At 68.2% G+C, this 17,458-nt stretch carries 18 protein-coding genes; 5 read left to right on the top strand and 13 right to left on the bottom strand.

Features of this window, described 5'->3' with window-relative positions; translation table 11 throughout:
- Positions 1–4: 4 nt before the first annotated feature.
- Genes HWX00_RS15470 through HWX00_RS15450 form a run of 5 tightly spaced genes read right to left on the bottom strand, consistent with a single transcriptional unit; the run spans position 5 to position 5,341 of the window.
- On the bottom strand, positions 5–1,543 hold the full coding sequence (locus HWX00_RS15470) for a sugar ABC transporter ATP-binding protein (protein ID WP_175026778.1): 1,539 nt from the start codon (positions 1,541–1,543) through the stop codon (positions 5–7).
- A 12-nt stretch (positions 1,544–1,555) separates the two neighbouring features.
- Entirely contained in the window at positions 1,556–2,332 is a 777-nt protein-coding gene (locus HWX00_RS15465) for an SDR family oxidoreductase (RefSeq protein ID WP_175026777.1), read from the bottom strand.
- 43 nt (positions 2,333–2,375) lie between these two features.
- Positions 2,376–3,653, bottom strand: a complete 1,278-nt coding sequence (locus HWX00_RS15460; RefSeq protein WP_049028840.1) for an L-fuconate dehydratase — start codon at positions 3,651–3,653, stop codon at positions 2,376–2,378.
- Between the two features lie 23 nt (positions 3,654–3,676).
- Complete coding sequence (locus HWX00_RS15455; RefSeq protein WP_034186127.1) at positions 3,677–4,519, bottom strand: ureidoglycolate lyase; 843 nt, start codon at positions 4,517–4,519, stop codon at positions 3,677–3,679.
- A 57-nt stretch (positions 4,520–4,576) separates the two neighbouring features.
- The gene (locus tag HWX00_RS15450) at positions 4,577–5,341 is read right to left on the bottom strand and encodes an SDR family oxidoreductase (RefSeq protein WP_175026776.1); all 765 of its coding nucleotides are present in this window, start codon (positions 5,339–5,341) and stop codon (positions 4,577–4,579) included.
- 664 nt (positions 5,342–6,005) lie between these two features.
- Between HWX00_RS15450 and HWX00_RS15445 the strand changes: the two genes are divergently transcribed.
- From HWX00_RS15445 to HWX00_RS15435, 3 genes are all read left to right on the top strand, one after another.
- The gene (locus HWX00_RS15445; RefSeq protein ID WP_034186125.1) at positions 6,006–6,296 is read left to right on the top strand and encodes a DUF3331 domain-containing protein; all 291 of its coding nucleotides are present in this window, start codon (positions 6,006–6,008) and stop codon (positions 6,294–6,296) included.
- Positions 6,297–6,463: 167 nt separating this feature from the next.
- Positions 6,464–7,450: an oxidoreductase gene (locus HWX00_RS15440; RefSeq protein WP_175026775.1), complete on the top strand. Its 987-nt coding sequence runs from the start codon at positions 6,464–6,466 to the stop codon at positions 7,448–7,450.
- A 214-nt stretch (positions 7,451–7,664) separates the two neighbouring features.
- A complete protein-coding gene (locus HWX00_RS15435) occupies positions 7,665–7,964 on the top strand; it encodes a DUF4148 domain-containing protein (RefSeq protein ID WP_034186124.1) in 300 nt (99 codons plus the stop codon).
- Between the two features lie 196 nt (positions 7,965–8,160).
- Here the strand turns inward: HWX00_RS15435 and HWX00_RS15430 are convergent, their stop codons facing one another.
- The 6 genes from HWX00_RS15430 to HWX00_RS15405 form a co-directional block, all read right to left on the bottom strand.
- The gene (locus HWX00_RS15430; protein ID WP_059556890.1) at positions 8,161–9,360 is read right to left on the bottom strand and encodes a TauD/TfdA family dioxygenase; all 1,200 of its coding nucleotides are present in this window, start codon (positions 9,358–9,360) and stop codon (positions 8,161–8,163) included.
- 22 nt (positions 9,361–9,382) lie between these two features.
- Positions 9,383–10,339: an alpha/beta hydrolase gene (locus HWX00_RS15425; RefSeq protein WP_175026774.1), complete on the bottom strand. Its 957-nt coding sequence runs from the start codon at positions 10,337–10,339 to the stop codon at positions 9,383–9,385.
- 43 nt (positions 10,340–10,382) lie between these two features.
- Complete coding sequence (locus HWX00_RS15420; RefSeq protein WP_034186121.1) at positions 10,383–10,871, bottom strand: thioesterase family protein; 489 nt, start codon at positions 10,869–10,871, stop codon at positions 10,383–10,385.
- A 10-nt stretch (positions 10,872–10,881) separates the two neighbouring features.
- Positions 10,882–11,847 (bottom strand): L-carnitine dehydrogenase, encoded by a 966-nt coding sequence (locus HWX00_RS15415; protein ID WP_175026773.1) that lies wholly within the window; start codon positions 11,845–11,847, stop codon positions 10,882–10,884.
- A gap of 85 nt (positions 11,848–11,932) precedes the next feature.
- Positions 11,933–12,862, bottom strand: coding sequence for a 3-dehydrocarnitine:acetyl-CoA trimethylamine transferase CdhC (gene cdhC / locus HWX00_RS15410; RefSeq protein WP_034186119.1), 930 nt, complete (start codon positions 12,860–12,862; stop codon positions 11,933–11,935).
- 61 nt (positions 12,863–12,923) lie between these two features.
- Positions 12,924–13,877 (bottom strand): choline ABC transporter substrate-binding protein, encoded by a 954-nt coding sequence (locus tag HWX00_RS15405; protein WP_034186118.1) that lies wholly within the window; start codon positions 13,875–13,877, stop codon positions 12,924–12,926.
- Between the two features lie 336 nt (positions 13,878–14,213).
- On the opposite strand from HWX00_RS15405, the gene HWX00_RS15400 reads away from it, so the two are divergent.
- Positions 14,214–14,381 carry a hypothetical protein gene (locus tag HWX00_RS15400; RefSeq protein WP_175026726.1) on the top strand — a complete coding sequence of 56 codons (168 nt, stop codon included), beginning with the start codon at positions 14,214–14,216 and terminating at the stop codon, positions 14,379–14,381.
- 36 nt (positions 14,382–14,417) lie between these two features.
- Here HWX00_RS15400 and HWX00_RS15395 read toward each other — a convergent pair whose 3' ends face one another.
- Entirely contained in the window at positions 14,418–15,299 is an 882-nt protein-coding gene (locus tag HWX00_RS15395; RefSeq protein WP_034186117.1) for a LysR family transcriptional regulator, read from the bottom strand.
- Between the two features lie 121 nt (positions 15,300–15,420).
- On the opposite strand from HWX00_RS15395, the gene HWX00_RS15390 reads away from it, so the two are divergent.
- Complete coding sequence (locus HWX00_RS15390) at positions 15,421–15,864, top strand: DMT family transporter (RefSeq protein ID WP_175026772.1); 444 nt, start codon at positions 15,421–15,423, stop codon at positions 15,862–15,864.
- 65 nt (positions 15,865–15,929) lie between these two features.
- Here the strand turns inward: HWX00_RS15390 and HWX00_RS15385 are convergent, their stop codons facing one another.
- Positions 15,930–17,435: an aldehyde dehydrogenase family protein gene (locus HWX00_RS15385; RefSeq protein WP_175026771.1), complete on the bottom strand. Its 1,506-nt coding sequence runs from the start codon at positions 17,433–17,435 to the stop codon at positions 15,930–15,932.
- Positions 17,436–17,458: the final 23 nt, after the last annotated feature.

Below are 17,458 nucleotides of genomic sequence, written 5' to 3'. Positions count from 1 at the left end.
TGAATCAGGACAATACGGTCGACTCGCGCTGCGTCGCGAGATGCATGATCTTCTCCTGCGTGGCGTCGGCCGCACGCAATTCGCCGGTCACGCGCCCTTCGCACATCACGAGAATCCGGTGGCTCATGCGCAGCACCTCGGGCAGTTCCGACGAGATCATCACGATCGCCTTGCCGTCGGCGGCGAGCGCGTCGAGCAGCTTGTAGATCTCGCTTTTCGCGCCGACGTCGATGCCGCGCGTCGGCTCGTCGAAGAACAGGATGTCGCAGTCGCGCAGCAGCCATTTCGCGATCACGATCTTCTGCTGGTTGCCGCCCGACAGCAGCCGCGCGGGCTGCGTGACCGACGGCGTGCGGATCGCGAGCCGCCGCACGTACGACTGCGCGGTGTCGCGCATCTTGCGCGCATCCAGGAACGCACCGCGATGCAAGAAGCGGCGCATGCTCGCCAGCGCGACGTTGTTCTGCACGTCCATGCCGACCGCGAGCCCGAAGTGCTTGCGATCCTCGGACAGGTAGCCGATCCCGTGCCTCACCGCGTCGGCCGGCGTGCGGATCGTCACGGTGCGGCCGTGCACGCGAATTTCACCGGCATCGATCGGGTCCGCGCCGAACACCGCGCGCGCGACCTCGGTGCGGCCCGCGCCCATCAGCCCCGCGAAGCCGAGGATCTCGCCGCGCCGCAGCGTGAAGCCGACATCGCGGATCGCACGCCCGCGCGACAGCCCGCGCACCTCGAGCGCCACGTCGTTCGACGACGTATCGGGCGGCGTGCGGGTTTCCGTTTCGAGCTGGCGTCCGACCATCATCGAAATGATCGTCTCCATCGACGTGCCGGCCATCGGCACGGTCGCGACGTACTTGCCGTCGCGCATCACGGTCACGCGATCGGCGATCTGGCGCAGTTCGTCCATCTTGTGCGAGATGTAGACGATGCCGACGCCGTTCGCCCGCAGGTCGCGGATGATGCGGAACAACTCGCCGATCTCCGCGTTGTTCAGCGCGGCGGTCGGCTCGTCCATGATCAGCACGCGCGAATCGAACGACAGCGCCTTCGCGATCTCGACCATCTGCTGCTTCGCGACCGTCAGCCGGCCGACCGGCGTGCGCGGATCGAGATCGAGCCGCATCCGCCGGAAGATCGCGGCGGCATCGCGATTCAGCTTGTCTTCGTCGACGAACACGCCGAGACGGCCGCGCGGCTCGCGGCCGATGAAGATGTTCTGCGCGACGCTCAGGTGATTCATCAGGTTCAGTTCCTGATGAATGATGCCGATCCCGAGCGCCTGCGCGGCGCGCGGATCGGCGATCTCGACCGGATGGCCGTCCATCCGGATCTCGCCGTCGTCGCGCGGGTACACGCCCGCGAGGATCTTCATCAGCGTCGACTTGCCGGCGCCGTTCTCGCCCATCAGCGCATGCACTTCGCCCGCGCGCAGGTCGAAGCGGCAATCATCGAGCGCCTGCACGCCCGGGAAGCGCTTGCCGATGCCGGTCAATGCAATCAGCGGCGGCGCGAGGTTCGGGTGGAGGTCGGGTTGCATCGCTCGCGGCCCTCAGCTGATCGCACGGTCGAGATGCGTATAGCCGCCGTCGACGAACAGCCACTGGCCCGTCGTGTGCGACGCGCGCTCCGACAGCAGGAACACCGTCGTGTCGGCGATCTCGTCGGCCGTCGTGAAGCGCCGGCCGAGCGGCACCTTGCCCGCGATCGCCGCGAGCTTCGTCTCCGGATCGTCGAAGCCGTCGATCCATTTCCGGTACAGCGGCGTCATTACCTCGGCCGGGATCACCGCGTTCACGCGCACGCCGTCGTCGCGCAACGCGACGGCCCATTCGCGCGTCAGCGCGAGCTGCGCGCCCTTCGACGCGCAGTAGCCGCTCGTGTTGCCCTGCCCGGTCACGGCCGTCTTCGACGAGATGTTGACGATCGCGCCGCGCGCCGCCTTCAGGTGCGGCACGCAGTAATGCGCCATCACGTAGTAGTGGACCAGATTGCGTTCGAGCGACGCGACGAACGCGTCGCGCCCCGCATCGAGCCCGATGCTGTCGTTGACGCCGGCGTTGTTGACGAGCGCGTCGAGCCGGCCGAATCGCGCGACGGTCCGCGCGACCGCGTCGCGGCACTGCGCATCGTCCTGCAATTCGACCGACACGCACGCGGCGTTCGGCTGCTCGCGCGTGAGCGCGCGCCAGAACGCGTCGTCGGGCGCGTGCCGCGCGAACACCACCGGTATCGCGCCTTCGCCGGCCAGCCGCATCGAGATCGCGGCGCCGATGCCCGACGCACCGCCGGTCACGATCACGACCTTGTCCTGCAGATTCAGATCCACTTCGCGTCTCCGTCGTTCATGTTGTCGGCACGCTCGATGCGTGTCAGCCGCGGAACCGGTACTGCTCCAGCGATTCGGGCTTCATCTCGATCGAGAAGCCGGGTGCCGTCGGCGGCAGGTACGCCGCGCCGCGCACGATGCACGGCTCGACGAAATGCTCGTGCAGGTGATCGACGTACTCGGTCACGCGCCCTTCCTTCGTGCCGGAAATGCACACGTAGTCGATCATCGACAGGTGCTGCACGTACTCGCACAGCCCGACGCCGCCCGCATGCGGGCATACGGGCAGCCCGTACTTCGCGGCCATCAGCATCACCGCGAGAATCTCGTTCACGCCGCCGAGCCGGCACGCATCGATCTGCACGACGTCGATCGCGCCGCGCGCGATGAACTGCTTGAACAGCACGCGGTTCTGGCACATCTCGCCGGTCGCGACCTGCACGGGCGCGATCGCCTTGCGGATCTTGCGATGCCCTTCGACGTCGTCGGGGCTGGTCGGCTCCTCGATGAACCACGGCCGCGCGAACGCGAGCTCGCGCACCCAGTCGATCGCCTCGTCGACTTCCCACACCTGGTTCGCGTCGATCATCAGCTTGCGATCGGGTCCGATCACTTCGCGCGCGATCGTCACGCGGCGGATGTCGTCCTCGAGGTTCGCGCCGACCTTCAGCTTCACATGGTCGAAACCGGCGTCCACCGCCTCGCGGCACAGCCGGCGCAGCTTGTCGTCGCTGTAGCCGAGCCAGCCGGCCGACGTCGTGTAGCACGGGTAGCCGTCGCGCTCGAGCGCCGCGATCCGCGCGGCCTTGCCGGGCGCCTGCCGGCGCAGCAGTTCGAGCGCTTCATCCGGCGTCAGGCAGTCGGTCAGGTAGCGGAAGTCGATCGTGCGTACCAGTTCCTCGGGGCTCATGTCGGCGACGAGCCGCCACAGCGGCTTGCCGACGGCCTTCGCCCACAGATCCCACACCGCGTTGACGACGGCGCCGGTCGCGAGGTGGATCGCGCCCTTGTCGGGGCCGATCCAGCGCAACTGGCTGTCCGACGTCACGTGACGCCAGAAGCGGCCCATGTCCTCGCGAATCCAGTCGAGGTCGAGGCCGACGACGAGGTGACGCATCGCGTCGATCGCCGCGCAGCAGATTTCGTTGCCGCGCCCGATGGTGAACGTGAGCCCGTGCCCCTCGAGCCCGTCGCGATCGGTTTCGAGGACGACGTAGGCCGCCGAATAATCGGGGTCCGGATTCATCGCATCGGAACCGTCGAGCTGGCGCGAGGTCGGGAAGCGCACGTCGAGGACGCGCATCGATCGAATGATAGGCATGACGAACCGTCCGTAAAAGGAGATCAGGCCTGCACGGTGCGCTGGCGCTGCTCGCCGAGCCCGTCGATGCCGAGCGTGATCACCTGTCCGGCGCGCAGATAGACGGGCGGCTTCTGCCCGAGGCCGACGCCCGGCGGCGTGCCGGTCGAGATCACGTCGCCCGGCTGCAGGCTCATGAAGCGGCTCAGGTAGCTGATCAGGTGCGGCACGCGGAACACCATCGTCGCGGTCGTGCCGTTCTGGTAGCGGTGGCCGTCGACGTCGAGCCACAGCCGCAGCGCGTGCGGATCGGGCACTTCGTCGGCCGTCACGAGCCACGGCCCAAGCGGGCCGAACGTGTCGTTGCCCTTGCCCTTGTCCCACGTGCCGCCGCGTTCGAGCTGGTATTCGCGTTCCGACACGTCGTTCACGACGCAGTAGCCGGCCACGTGCGACAGCGCATCGGCTTCGTCGATGTAGCGGCCGCCCTGGCCGATCACCACGCCGAGCTCGACTTCCCAGTCGGTCTTCCGCGAGCCTCGCGGGATCTCGACGTCATCGTTCGGGCCCGAGATCGCGCTCGTCCACTTGCCGAACACGACGGGCTCCTTCGGCACCTCCATGCCCGACTCGGCCGCGTGGTCCGAATAGTTGAGCCCGATGCAGATGAACTTGCCGACGCGGCCGACGCACGCGCCGATCCGCGGCGCGCCCTCGACGCGCGGCAGCGACGACGGCGGAATGTCGCGCAGCCGCGCGAGCGACGCGGGGGTCAGCGCATCGCCGGCGATGTCGTCGATCACGCCGGACAGGTCGCGAAGGTGGCCCTGCGCATCGAGCAGGCCCGGTTTTTCATGGTGTTTGTCGCCAAATCTGAGCAGTTTCATAGCGTCGTCGGAACGGAAACGGAAAGTGAATGGGAAGGCGCGGTCAGTTTGAGACGGTCAGTTTGACCAGCCGCCGTCGATCAGGTGGATCGCGCCGGTCGTGAACGACGCTTCGTCGGACGCGAGGTACAGCGCGAGCGCGGCCACTTCGTCGGCGCGGCCGATGCGGCCGATCGGCTGACGCGCGACGAATGCCTGGCGCACCTCGTCGGTCGACACGTGGCGCGTGCGCGCCTGGTCCGCGATGCGCTGCTCCAGCGACGGCGATTCGATCGTGCCCGGGCAGATCGCGTTGCAGCGGATGCCGCGCTCGACGAAATCGGCGGCGACCGCCTTGGTCAGCCCGATCACGGCCGCCTTGGACGTGCCGTAGACGAAGCGGTTCGGCACGCCCTTCACGCTCGACGCGGCCGAGGCCATGTTGATGATCGACGCGCCGCCGGCTTCGAGCATCGCGGGCAGCAGCGCGCGAATCAGCCGGTACATCGACGTGACGTTCAGGTTCATCGAGAACGCCCACGCGTCGTCGTCGCAGTCGAGGATCGAGCCGTGGTGCACGTAGCCCGCGCAGTTGAACAGCACGTCGAACGCACGTTCGCCCGCGGCGAGCGCCGCGACGTCGTTCGCACCGGTGACGTCGAGCCGCCGCGTGGCCAGCCGGGCGCCCGCGCGTTCGGCGTCGGCCTCGAGCCGCACGAGCGCGGCTTCGTTGATGTCGGTCGCCAGCACGTCGGCGCCCTCGCTCGCGAACCGCAGCGCGGTCGCGCGGCCAATGCCCTGCCCGGCCGCCGTCACCAGCGCGCGTTTGCCCTGCAATCTCATGAGCACGTCTCCCGAAAAAACCGGCCACCCGTCGGCCGATTGGCACAAAGGACTAAAGGTCCAACCAATCATAGAAAGCAATCGCGCGTTTGTCACGAAATCGGGATTCAGTATTTACCCGGGCGGAGAAATCGGGCGGACGAAGAAAAATCCGGCGAAGACAAGTCCTAAAAATCCCGCCCGTAAATCGTACAAACCCAATACTGACAGGCCTCTCAGCCGAATCTTCGGGCTCGTCCCGCGCAGCTACTTCGCCAAACTGACAAAAAAGTCATGTTCGCGTCAGGGTCTCAACGGGATCAGCACGCCATCATGGCGTTGCCGGACCGCGCTTTTCACCCATCGCCTCTCCGCCCGCCTTCGATCCCTGCGGGCACTCCGTCCCCCGGCGATGGACACCGTGACTGGGCGAGCAGACACGGTGCGCGGGCCGATTTTCCGCCCCGGACTTCCCGTCCGGGGCGTTTTTGTCTGTGGTTTCCACGAAAATAAGCGTGGATTGTTTCTAAATCGGCAAAAGGTAATTTGAGCCAGACAGGATGTTTTTTCCGGTCACAGACGCTTACATTTAGCGCACCACTCATGGAAACCGCTACGGATTCGCCATCGGGTAGTGACATCCACTGCCAAGGCCGAAACCGCACGAGCTTTAGGAAACGGCAAAATGAAGGCCTCCAAATCCCTGCCTGTGCTCGATCCCGCCGACGTCCACGTCGAAATCCTCGAACGTTCCGATACGCTGCTCGTCGTCCGCTGGGTCGAGCCCGGCCGCTGTCACTACGGTGAACAGCGCTGGCGCCGCCGCTTCGCGCAACGCACCGGCACCTGCGCGCTGTCGCGCCAGGTCATCCATCGCGGCGACGAAGTGTTCCGCCCGGCCGAACGTCCGGCACCCGCGAATGCGGCCGCGATGATCTCCGCCGCCGAGGTGCTCGCGCTGGCCGGAAGCAGGTAAAACCTGCCGGCCGCGCGCCGGGGCTGGCCGCGCCACGCACTGCGCCCGCCCTAGAAGCGCCGGTCTAATTCCCCCGCTTGTCTGTCACGCCCGCCCGCACTATCGTTACACCACGCAATGTAACGATTACGTGCCGCGGCCGGTCGGCCGTGCCGATGGAGACAGACATGCATGCATGGAGCGCGCGCCACGTCCCGGCGCAGGGCGGCAAGGTCGCGGTCGTGACCGGTGCCAACAGCGGTCTCGGCTGGCAGCTCGCGGAAACGCTGGCCGCGAAAGGCGCGACGGTCGTGATGGGCTGCCGCGACGCCGCGCGCGCCGCCCGGGCGGCCGACGCGATCCGCCGGCTCCATCCCGACGCCCGCGTCGAGGTCGATCCGCTCGACCTTGCCGATCTCGCCTCGATCGCCCGCTTCGCGGGCGACGTCTCCGAACGCCACGGCCACGTCGACATCCTCTGCAACAACGCCGGCGTGATGTTCCTGCCGCTGCGGCATACGCACGACGGCTTCGAAATGCAGTTCGGCACCAACCACCTCGGCCATTTCGCGCTGACCGGCCATCTGCTGCCCGCGTTGCGCGCCGCGCGACGGGCGCGCGTCGTGACGATGTCGAGCGGCTTCAACCGCGGCGGCCGGATTCGCGTCGACGACCTGCGTGCCGAGCATCGTTACAACCGTTATCTCGCCTATTGCGACAGCAAGCTCGCGAACCTCGTGTTCGCGATCGAGCTGCAGCGCCGTTTCGAGCGCGCGGCGTTCGCGGGAATCAGCGTGGCCGCGCACCCCGGCTATGCGGCGACCAACCTGCAGTTCGCGGGCCCCGCGATGGACCGTTCGCCCGCGCGCGCCGCGCTGATGCGCGCGGCGAACCGCTATCTCGCGCAACCGGCCGACCAGGGCGCGCTGCCCGCGATCCATGCCGCCACGTCGCCCGATCTCGCGGGCGGCGCATACATCGGGCCGTCCGGCTGGTTCGAGTCGCGCGGGCTGCCGGCGCCCGCGAGCGTGCCGCGCGCGGCGCGCGACGTCGCCTCGGCGGCGCTGCTGTGGGAAGCGTCGGAAGCCGCGACAGGCGTGCGCTTCCTCAGTTCGGGCGCGCCCGCCGGATGCGTGCCCGGCCGGCCGCTCGACACGGCGGCCGAAGCGCGCTGAACCGCACGACGCTACCCGCCATATTCTTCATACTTATTGCGCAAGTCGAAAAGAAAGCCCGTTGAAAGACTGATTCATCGCGCCACTGTTACCGAGCCGGAAACAATCTATCGTCAAAATCAGCGTTTACCCTGAACACGCCGGTGACTAAGATTTGATCAATCGCTCAAGACATGGTGTCGAGAGCGAACTCAATAAAACACCGGAGGTCACCATGAAATCGCTCGTTTCCGCAGTCGTCGCCGCTGTCGCCCTGTCCGCTTCGTTCGGCGCATTCGCTCAAAGCACCGTGACCCGCGCCCAGGTGCGTGGCGAACTGGTCCAGCTCGAACAAGCCGGCTACAAGCCGGGCGTGTCGAGCCCGTACTACCCGAACGACATCCAGAGCGCCGAAGCGCGTATTCATGGTGCCGACACCAGCGGCTACGGCGCCCAGCCGGCTCCGCTCGTCCACTCGGGCGCCCCGGCAGCCGCATCGTCGAACGCACGCGACTCGATCTTCTTCGGCCAGTAAGCCGATGCGCCCCCGGCGGGCGCCGCGCGTCGCGCGATGAAGCAACGCAGTCCGGACGAGCCCCTTCGCGGGGCTCGTCTTGTTTGTGAAACGCATACCTCCGCCTCCCGGCAGCGGGTGGCTTCGCCCGGGCGCCTGGCGTCCGGGTGCTTTTTCCCTTCCCGGCGGGCAGGCGAAAAGAAACCGCGTGCGCCGATCAGCGCGCCGCAACGGCGGCAGGCACCGAGCGCGACAGCACGCGCCACCGCGACAGCAACTCGTCCCGATCGACGTAGCAGCCCTGCAGGTGCCGGCGGCCGGTCGACGGATCGAACGCCGTGCGCGCATGCAGCACGCGTCGGTTGTCGAACGCCCACATGTCGCCCGCCCGCAGCCGGCGGTGTACGCGGAAACGCGGCTCGCGCGCGAGCGCGAGGAACCGCCGGTACGCGCGATAGACGGCCGCGACCGAGCCGGCCGGCGCATCGAGCGGCCCGCGCAGGAAGTTCGCGACACGCACCTCCGTCACGTTGCCGCGCGCATCGAGCCCGATCACCGGCGCCGAACAGCGGTAGTCGCTGTTCGCGCTCTTGTTCCAGAACTCGAACGGCGTCGACGCCAGTCGTTCGAAATCGGCCGGATGCTCGCGCCGCAGCGCATCGGCGAGCGCGAAGCCGTCGAGAAAGATGCTGTCGCCGCCCGTCGCCTCGTTGGCCAGGCAATGCAGGAACTGCACGCCCGGCTGCAGTTCGCGTGTCGGCAGGTCGGTATGCGGCGGCAGGTTCAGCGACGTATACGCATTGCTGTCCGGGCGCGGTTTCGATTCGACGTCGAACAGCACGCCGAAATTGCTTTCGCGGATCAGGCCGACGCGACGCGCGATCTCGTCCACGCGGCCGCGCTCGGCCGGCACGCCTTCGACGAGCGTCAGCCCCGTGCGCCGCAGCGCGGCGAGCCACGCGAGCAGCGCACCGTCGTCCTCCATCACGTCGCGCCACGCGAACAGGCCGATCGCCGTCGCATCGTCGCCGGCCCAGATGTGCCGCTCGTGCGCGGCCAGCCGCTCGGCGCGCGACGCATCGTCGTATGCATGCGCCCGCAACCAGCCCGGCGACCACGCGCTGCGATGCCCGTCGTTCCACTCGACATGCAGCGCACCATCGGGTTCGACGTGCACGGCGAGCGCCGACAAATCGTCGCGCGCATCGGCAATCTCGAACACCTGTTCACGCGTGAGCGCATGCACGCATGCGGAACACGCGCAGTTGTCGCGCAGCCAGTCGAAATGGAACGGCGATCGTCGCGCGTCGCGCCATTCGACCTCGACCGCCCCCTCGCCGATCGTCGCCGCCGCGATGGCCGCGTCGGCCGAAAACGTCCGCCAGTCCTCGATACGGTGTTGCGCTGCTGCCTGCATCGTTGCCTCCCGGAAACGCCCGCTACGCGTGTGGTGCGAGCAAAAACCCGCCGACCATCCGGTGCATGCGCGCGGCCTGCGGGCTCGTCCCGAGCGCGCGCCAGCAGCCGTGCACCAGCCCCTGTCCCATCCAGTCGCGCGCGACCCCGCCGGCCGCGCGAATCCGTTCGACGTACACGCGCGCGTCGTCGCGCAGCGGATCGTGTTCCGCGCCGATCGCGAGCACCGGCGGCAAGCCGTCGAAACGCGCCGCTTCGAGCGGCACCGACGCGCGCAATAGCGGGTCGCCGCCCCGCAGCACGTCGGACACGTTCCCATCCCAGTACAGCGCGCGATAGCGATGCACGTCGTCGAGCGTCAGCATCGGCGCCCGCGCTTCGATCTCGCGCGCGGGCGATTGCGGTTCGAAGCCGAGCATCGGATAAACGAGCGCGATGCCGTCGACGTTGCGTTCGCCCGCATCGCGCAGCGCGGTGGCGACGGCCGCCGCGAGCATCCCGCCCGCGCTGTCGCCCGCGAGCGTCAGCGGATACGCGCACACGCCGAACGGCCAGCGGGCATCGCGCGCCGCGCGCGTGACGTCCAGGCAATCCTCGAGCGCGGCCGGCGCGCGGTGTTCGGGCGCCAGACGATAGTCGACGGCGATCACGTCGAGCCCCGTGTCGGCCGCGAGTTGCGCGGTGATCAGCGCATGGCTGTCGAGCGAGCCGACGACGAAGCCGCCGCCATGAAAAAACAGCACCGTGCCGCGCGATGCGCCGCGCGCGGACGTGTAGCGCCGCAGCGCGATCGCGCGCCCGTCCGCCGCGCGCCACACGGCGTCCTGCCGCACGATGCCGGACGGCAGCGCGGCCGGCGTCCACGCGGCCGCGAAGCGGTCGTAGAGGCGGCGCTGCTCGTCGGGCGAGCGCACCGCCGCATCGGCCGGATACCACGCGTCGACGGCTGCGACGAACGCCGCGATTTCCGGTTCGAGCATCGTGCGCGCTCCGCGATCGAACGTTGAAGGACGCAAGTCGCCGCTAGCGGCGCGGCGGCAAGCCGATCACGCGGCCCGCATACGCAGGCGCCGCGCAATCGCGCTGCAACGCATGCAAGTCGGCCACGCGCGCGGCCACGTCGTCGTCGAACGGCGCCGATTTCGCACCGTCGCGCGTGTCGACGTGCAGCAGCATCTGCTCGCTCGCCGATACCGGATCGTCATGCCCTGGCGCGAACAGTTCGAGATACAGGTGCAGGCGCTTCGCGTCGTGCGCGAGCACGCGCGCATCGACGCGCACCGGCGTGCCTTCCTTGATCTCGTGCAGGTAGTTCACGTGCGCTTCGAGCGTGTAGACCGAGCGCCCCCGCTCGCGGCGCGCGGCGTCGTCGAGCCCGATGCGATCCAGCAATGCATCGGTCGCGAAGCTGAAGATCAGCAGGTAGAACGCATCGCGCAGGTGGCCGTTGTAGTCGACCCATTCGGGCCGCACCACGTCGCGGTAAATCGTCAGCGGGGTATCGCCCGTCATCGCCTGTCCTTTAGTCCTCGAATCGCATGCCGTGCCGCGCCTTCACCGCGGCGATCGCTTTCAGCACCTCGGTGATGCACTCGTCGCGATAGCGTTCGAGTTCCTTGATGCTGCGCGTGCCCTGCTGTTCGGTCGTGCCTTCGACGACGCTGTCGATCAGCGCGTCGGTCAGGGTCGGCGCAACCAGCTTCGTCCACGGCAGTTCGAGCGCGGGGCCGAACTGCTGCATGAAGTGTCGCATGCCCGCATCGCCGCCGGCCAGCGTGTAGGTCAGGAACGTGCCCATGAAAGACCAGCGGATGCCCGCGCCGAAGCGGATCGCATCGTCGATCTCGCCGGTCGTCGCGACGCCTTCGTTGACCAGGTGCAGCGCCTCGCGCCACAGCGCCTCGAGCAGGCGACCGGCGATGAAGCCCGGCACCTCCTTGCGCACGTGCAGCGGCCGCATGCCGAGCTTGCGGTAAACCTCCATCGCGCCCTCGACGGCTTCCGGCGACGTGCGCGCGCCGCCGAGCACCTCGACGAGCGGCAGCAGGTAGACGGGATTGAACGGGTGACCGACCACGCAGCGCTCCGGATGCGTCGCCCGCGCGTAGAAATCGGTGGGCAGCAGCCCCGACGTCGACGACGCGATGATCGCGTCGGGCTTCGCCGCGCGGCTGATCTGCTCGTGCAGCTCGAGCTTCAGCGCCTCGCGCTCGGGCGCGCTTTCCTGGATGAAATCGGCGTCGGCGACGCATGCCTCGATCGTCGGGACGAAACGCAGCCGCGCGGGATCGGCGCCCGGCGCGAGGCCGACGCGTTCGAGCGCGGGCCACGCGTTCGCGACGTTCGCGCGCAACCGCTCCTCCGCGCCCGGCGCCGGGTCCCACACGACCACGTCGAGACCGTGCGCGAGCGCGCGGGAAATCCAGCCACTGCCGATCACGCCGGTGCCGATGGCGGCGAACGTCTTGATGTCGGTCTTCACAGCCATGTCAACGCATCCTTCAAATCAGGGGAAATCGGTGGGCGGCCGCGCTTGGGTGCGCGCCGCCGTGTCAGTCGGTTTGCAAGAAACCTCAAGCGAATTCGGCGATCGCACGACGTTCGAGCAGACGCTCGCCGCGCGCCGGCAGGCCGAGCTTGCGGCGGCCCTCGGCCGGCGTCAGCACGCGGCCGCCGAGCCGTTCGACGATCTCGCGGGCGCGCTCGACCAGCGTGCCGTTGGTCGCATGCACGCCGCGGTCGAGCCAGATGTTGTCTTCGAGGCCGACGCGCACGTGACCGCCGAGCAGCATCGCCTGCGCGACCATCGGCATCTGCATGCGGCCGATCCCGAAACCGGCCCAATGCGCACCCGGCGGCAGGTTGTCGACCATCGCCTTCATCGTGCCCGTATCGGCCGGCGCACCCCACGGAATGCCGAGGCAGAGCTGGAACAGCGGCGGATCGTCGAGCAGCCCTTCCTTCAGCAACTGCTTCGCGAACCACAGATGGCCCGTGTCGAAGATCTCCAGTTCCGGCTTCACGCCGAGTGCCTGGATGCGCTTCGCGCCGGCGCGCAACTGCGCGGGCGTCGACACGTAGATGTAGTCGCCGTCGCCGAAATTCAGCGTGCCGCAATCGAGCGTGCAGATCTCGGGCAGCAGTTCCTCGACGTGCGCGAGGCGCGTGAGGCCGCCGACCAGATCGGTGCCCTTGCCGAAGCGCATCGGGTCTTCGCCGGGGCCGATCTCGAGATCGCCGCCCATGCCGGCCGTCAGGTTGATGATCACGTCGACGTCGGCCGAGCGGATGCGGTCCACCACTTCGCGGTACAGGTTCGGGTCGCGGCTGCCGCGGCCCGTCTGCGGATCGCGCACGTGGCAGTGCGCGACCGTCGCACCGGCCTTCGCGGCTTCGATCGCGGCTGCCGCGATTTCCTTCGGCGTGACCGGAATCGCCGGATGCTTGCCGACCGTATCGCCCGCGCCGGTGACGGCGCAGGTGATGATGACTTCATGGTTCATGCTGGGTGCCTCGCTTGATTCAAGTTGTGTCGCATTGCGGGGGTGGCGCGGGCGCCGGCCGTCACAGGCCGAGATACGCCTTCACGGCGGGCAGGCCGTCCTTGCCGTCGAACGTCTTGACGCCCGCGAGCCACGGATCGAGCACCTGCGGATTCTTCTTCAGGTAGGCCTTCGCGGCCTCGGCCGGCTTCGTCTTGTTCATCACCGACTGCATCAGCTGGTTCTCGAGCTGCGTCGAGAAGCGCAGGTTCGTCACGAGCTTGCCCGCGTTCGGGCAGCGTGCGATGAAGTCGGGTGCCGTCAGCGTGTACACGCGCGCTTCGCCGTAGTTCGGCCCGAACGCCGCGTCGCCGCCGGACAGGTAGTTCATGCTGAGCTGGATGTTCATCGGGTGCGGCTCCCAGCCGAGGAACACGACCCACTTCTTCTCGCGGATCGCGCGCTCGACCGTCACCAGCATCCCGGCCTCGCTCGATTCGACGAGCTTGAAGCCGCCGAGCCCGTACTGGTTCGTGTCGATCATCTTCTGGATCGTCGCGTTCGCGCTGCTGCCCGGCTCGATCCCGTAGATCTTGCCGTCGAGTTCCGCGCGGTGCTTCGCGATGTCCTCGAAGGTCTTCAGGCCGGCCTGGTATTCGTAGCTCGGCACCGCGAGCGTCGCCTTCGCGCCGGACAGGTTCGGCGGCTCGACGACGTTGATCGACTTGCTGTCGAGGAACGGCTGGAGCTGCTTCTGCTGCACCGGCCACCAGTAGCCGAGCGACACGTCGAGCTGCTTGCTCTTGAGACCCGCGAACGAGATCGGCACCGATGCGATCGTCGTGGTCGGCTTGTAGCCGAGCGCCTCGAACACGGTCGACGCGAGCGCCGTGGTCGACGTGATGTCGGTCCAGCCGATATCCGCGAAACGCACGGTGCGGCAGGTCGCGGCCTCGGTCTCGGCCAGCGCCGCGTTCGTGAACGCGCCGGTCGCCAGCACGGCCGCGGCAAGCGCGGCGATCTTCGTCGACTTCATGGTTCGGTTCTCCCGGTTGGTCTCGCGGCAGCCGGTGCGCGGAGTGGCGCCGGCCTGCATCGTGGGAGTAAAAGTAACGAGCCATATTCGCCGCGAGAAGACCGCCGGCGACCTGTTCTTGACTGTTTGCGACTATGAGTGGAAACCACTAGGTTTTGCCCAAGGCTTGGTGGGCGGGTGTTTGACGCGGATTCGGGGCGAAACCGGGTTGCCCCGATGCGGCGTGCGGCTTTCGATTCGGCGCTGGCGACGCTGACAGATTTCCGACGCCTCGCCGGGTGCCGCGGATCGGCTCTATGCTGGTGCCGTCAGCGTGTCCGGCCACTCAGGAACCCCATGATCCTTACCGCTCTTTTCGTCGTGACCGTTTTCGCCATCGTTGCGGTCATGCACCGCGCCGTGCTCGTCAAGGCCGACACGCGGCTGCGCGCGCGGCTCGACGCGGAAGGCCCGCGCAGTGATGCCTCGCGCCGGTTGATGCGTGAATCGGGATACCGCGTCTGAGCCCGCGCTGGCCGTCACGGTGGCGACGTGCCGCGCTCAGCCGGCCGTCACCACTCGCACGAACGCCGCCGCCAGCACCGTCGGCTCGACCGGCAGCAGCAGCGCGCACGCCGATCTCGCGTCTTCGTCCGACATCGGCACGAACACGACGCCGTCGATCCCGAGACTCGCCATCCGCTCCGGCACGATCGCCACGCCGTGCCCCGCCGCGACGAGATTCAGCATCGACGTCTTCGGCGATACGATCCGCGCCGCGGCCGGCACGAAGCCCCGCTTCAGGCACAGATCGATCACGACGCGCGCGAGCCCGCCTCGCTCCCGATACACCGCCGACACGAACGGCTCGCGCCGCAACCGCGAGATCGCGACGCGCTTGCGGCCCGCGAGCGGATGATCGGCGGGCACCGCCACGCACAGGCGTTCCGCGGCCCATTCGACGAAACGCACACGCGCGTCGCGCCGCAGCACCGGCAAGCGGACGATCCCGATGTCGGCATGGCCGCTCGCGATTTCCGATACCTGATCCTCGGACGACGCGCGATCGAGATCGATGCGCGCGCCCGGGCAATCGCTCATGAAACGCTCGAGATCGGGCATCAGGCTGCTGACGGGAACGGTGCTGGAATGCAGAAGCCGCAGCACGCCGGCCGCTCCGCGCGACAGCTGCGAACCCTCTTCGGCCGCGGCCGTCAGCGTGGCCGGGATCGATGCCACGCGTTCACGATAGATCGCGCCGGCGGGCGTGAGCCGCACGCCTCTCGGCTCCCGGTCGAACAGCAGGAAACCGAGTTCCTCCTCGAGCTGCCCGATCTGCCGGCTGAGCGCCGACTGCGCGACATGGAGCGCGCCCGCGGCCGGCGTGAAGCCGCCGAGATCGGCCACGGTCAGGAAATACTGGATTTGCCGGAGTGATGGCATGCCGAAACGAGATGGATACGCGCCGAATTCGATATTTGTGTTATACCGGCGCGCTCCGCAGAATGAAAGCCTTCCGTGCCGGCATCCCCGTTCCGGCCGTTGATACGGAGCGTTCATCGACGTGACTACCCTCCTGTCCTATCTGCTGGTCGTGGCGGCCGGCATCAGCGTCGCGTTGCAGCAAGTGCTCAACGCGAACCTCCGCGCGCAGCTCGGCTCGCCGTGGTGGGCCGGGTCGGTCAGCTACCTTGTCGGCCTGGCCGCGATGCTGGCCGTCGCGCTGCTGTCGCCGCATCCGCGCCTGAACGGCCCCTTCCCCGGCGCCGGCACGTGGTTCAGCTGGACCGGCGGATTCTGCGGCGCGCTATTCGTCGGCATCGCGATATTGATGGTGCCGCGACTGGGCGCGGCCACGACGCTCGCGCTGATCGTCGTCGGGCAGATGACGGGCGCGCTCGTGTTCGACCACTTCGGCGTGCTCGGCATCGAACGGCATTCGGCCAGCCCGGTCCGCATGGCCGGCGCGGCGTGCCTGATCCTCGGGGTCGTGCTGATCCGCGCGTGAACGCAAGGCCGTCGGCGCGCGCGTGCGTGCCGACCCGCCGGCCACGCACGCGCCCGCGACGACGCTCACGCGTAGTTCATCATCACCGACTTGCTTTCCGTGTACTGGTCGATCACGGCGCGGCCGAGTTCGCGGCCGAAGCCCGACTGCTTCATCCCGCCGAACGGCAATGCGTTGTCGAGCAGCGAATGGCAGTTGACCCACACCGTGCCGGCCGCGATACGCGGGATCAGCTTGTGGATCGCCGACAGATCGTTCGACCAGATGCTCGCGCCGAGGCCGTACGGCGTGTCGTTCGCGAGTTGCACGGCCGTATCGGGATCGTCGAACGGCATCGCGACAAGCACCGGCCCGAAGATCTCCTCGCGCACGACGCGCATCGCCTGCGTCGCATCGACCAGCACGGTCGGTTCGACGAAGAAGCCGGGGCCGTCGATCGCGCGGCCGCCCGCCGCCGCGCGCGCCCCTTCGCCGAACCCCGAATCGATGTAACCGCACACGCGTTCGCGCTGCTTCGCGGAGACGAGCGGGCCGATCTGCGTCGACGGGTCCATCCCCGGGCCGATCTTCAGGCTCGCGGCGATCTGCGCGACGCGCTCGATCACGCCGTCGAACACCTTCGAGTGGATATACGCACGCGAACCGGCCGTGCACACCTGCCCCTGGTTGAAGAAGATCGCGTTCGCGACGCCCAGCGCGGCCTTGTCGAGATCGACGTCGGGCAGCACGATCACCGGCGACTTGCCGCCGAGTTCGAGCGACATCCGCGTCATGTTGTCGAGCGCCGCGTGGCCGATCGTCTTGCCCGTCTGCGTCGAACCCGTGAATGCGATCTTGTCGATGCGCGGATCGCGCGACAATGCCGCGCCGGCCGTGCGGCCGTCGCCCGTGACGAGATTGACGACGCCGTCCGGGAACCCGGCCGCCTGGATCAGTTCGCCCAGTCGCAGCGCGCTCAGCGGCGTGTCTTCGGCGGGCTTCAGCACGACCGTGCAACCGGTCGCGAGTGCCGGCGCAATCTTCCACGCCGCCATCAGCAGCGGGAAATTCCACGGGATGATCGCGCCGACCACGCCGACGGGCTCCTTGCGCGTATAGGTAAAGATCTCGCTGTCCGGCAGGTACGGCATGCCGGCGTCGATCACGCTGCCTTCGATCTTCGTCGCCCAGCCGGCCATGTAGCGGAAGCACTGCGCGGCCATCGCGACATCGAGCCCCTGCGCGACCGTGACCGGCTTGCCGTTGTCGAGCGACTCGATCTCGGCGAGCTCGCGCGCGTTCGCTTCGATCAGGTCGGCGAGCACGAGCAGCAGGCGCTCGCGGTCGGTGGTCTTCGCGGTGCGCCACGGGCCCGCATCGAATGCGCGCCGCGCGGCGGCCACCGCCTGCTGCACGTCGCGCTCGTCCGCTGCGGGCACGCGCGCGATCACGGTGCCATCGGCCGGGTTCACGACATCGAGCTGGCGGCCCGACGCGGCATCGCTCCACTCCGCGCCGATCAGCATCTTCTTCGGCTTCGCGAGAAATGCGCGCGTCGCGTCGAGCAACGCAAAGGTTTCGTTCGTCTCCATGTCCACGTTTCCTTGATTCGTCG

The sequence above is a fragment of the Burkholderia seminalis DSM 23518 genome (assembly GCF_902832885.1).
Lineage (GTDB): Bacteria > Pseudomonadota > Gammaproteobacteria > Burkholderiales > Burkholderiaceae > Burkholderia > Burkholderia seminalis.
Note: the sequence above shows the minus strand (reverse complement) of the source record. Positions and strands in the feature narration are given on the sequence as shown.

Bases quoted from the DNA above. Each gene is read 5' to 3' on its own strand.
- HWX00_RS15420 (WP_034186121.1), bottom strand. From the start codon at position 10,871: ATGACGGGCGATACCCCGCTGACGATTTACCGCGACGTGGTGCGGCCC.
- HWX00_RS15450 (WP_175026776.1), bottom strand. From the start codon at position 5,341: ATGAGATTGCAGGGCAAACGCGCGCTGGTGACGGCGGCCGGGCAGGGC.
- HWX00_RS15440 (WP_175026775.1), top strand. From the start codon at position 6,464: ATGCATGCATGGAGCGCGCGCCACGTCCCGGCGCAGGGCGGCAAGGTC.
- HWX00_RS15460 (WP_049028840.1), bottom strand. From the start codon at position 3,653: ATGCCTATCATTCGATCGATGCGCGTCCTCGACGTGCGCTTCCCGACC.
- HWX00_RS15470 (WP_175026778.1), bottom strand. From the start codon at position 1,543: ATGCAACCCGACCTCCACCCGAACCTCGCGCCGCCGCTGATTGCATTG.
- HWX00_RS15385 (WP_175026771.1), bottom strand. From the start codon at position 17,435: ATGGAGACGAACGAAACCTTTGCGTTGCTCGACGCGACGCGCGCATTT.
- HWX00_RS15400 (WP_175026726.1), top strand. From the start codon at position 14,214: ATGATCCTTACCGCTCTTTTCGTCGTGACCGTTTTCGCCATCGTTGCG.
- HWX00_RS15405 (WP_034186118.1), bottom strand. From the start codon at position 13,877: ATGAAGTCGACGAAGATCGCCGCGCTTGCCGCGGCCGTGCTGGCGACC.
- HWX00_RS15395 (WP_034186117.1), bottom strand. From the start codon at position 15,299: ATGCCATCACTCCGGCAAATCCAGTATTTCCTGACCGTGGCCGATCTC.
- HWX00_RS15455 (WP_034186127.1), bottom strand. From the start codon at position 4,519: ATGAAACTGCTCAGATTTGGCGACAAACACCATGAAAAACCGGGCCTG.
- HWX00_RS15430 (WP_059556890.1), bottom strand. From the start codon at position 9,360: ATGCAGGCAGCAGCGCAACACCGTATCGAGGACTGGCGGACGTTTTCG.
- HWX00_RS15445 (WP_034186125.1), top strand. From the start codon at position 6,006: ATGAAGGCCTCCAAATCCCTGCCTGTGCTCGATCCCGCCGACGTCCAC.
- HWX00_RS15435 (WP_034186124.1), top strand. From the start codon at position 7,665: ATGAAATCGCTCGTTTCCGCAGTCGTCGCCGCTGTCGCCCTGTCCGCT.
- HWX00_RS15415 (WP_175026773.1), bottom strand. From the start codon at position 11,847: ATGGCTGTGAAGACCGACATCAAGACGTTCGCCGCCATCGGCACCGGC.
- cdhC (WP_034186119.1), bottom strand. From the start codon at position 12,862: ATGAACCATGAAGTCATCATCACCTGCGCCGTCACCGGCGCGGGCGAT.
- HWX00_RS15425 (WP_175026774.1), bottom strand. From the start codon at position 10,339: ATGCTCGAACCGGAAATCGCGGCGTTCGTCGCAGCCGTCGACGCGTGG.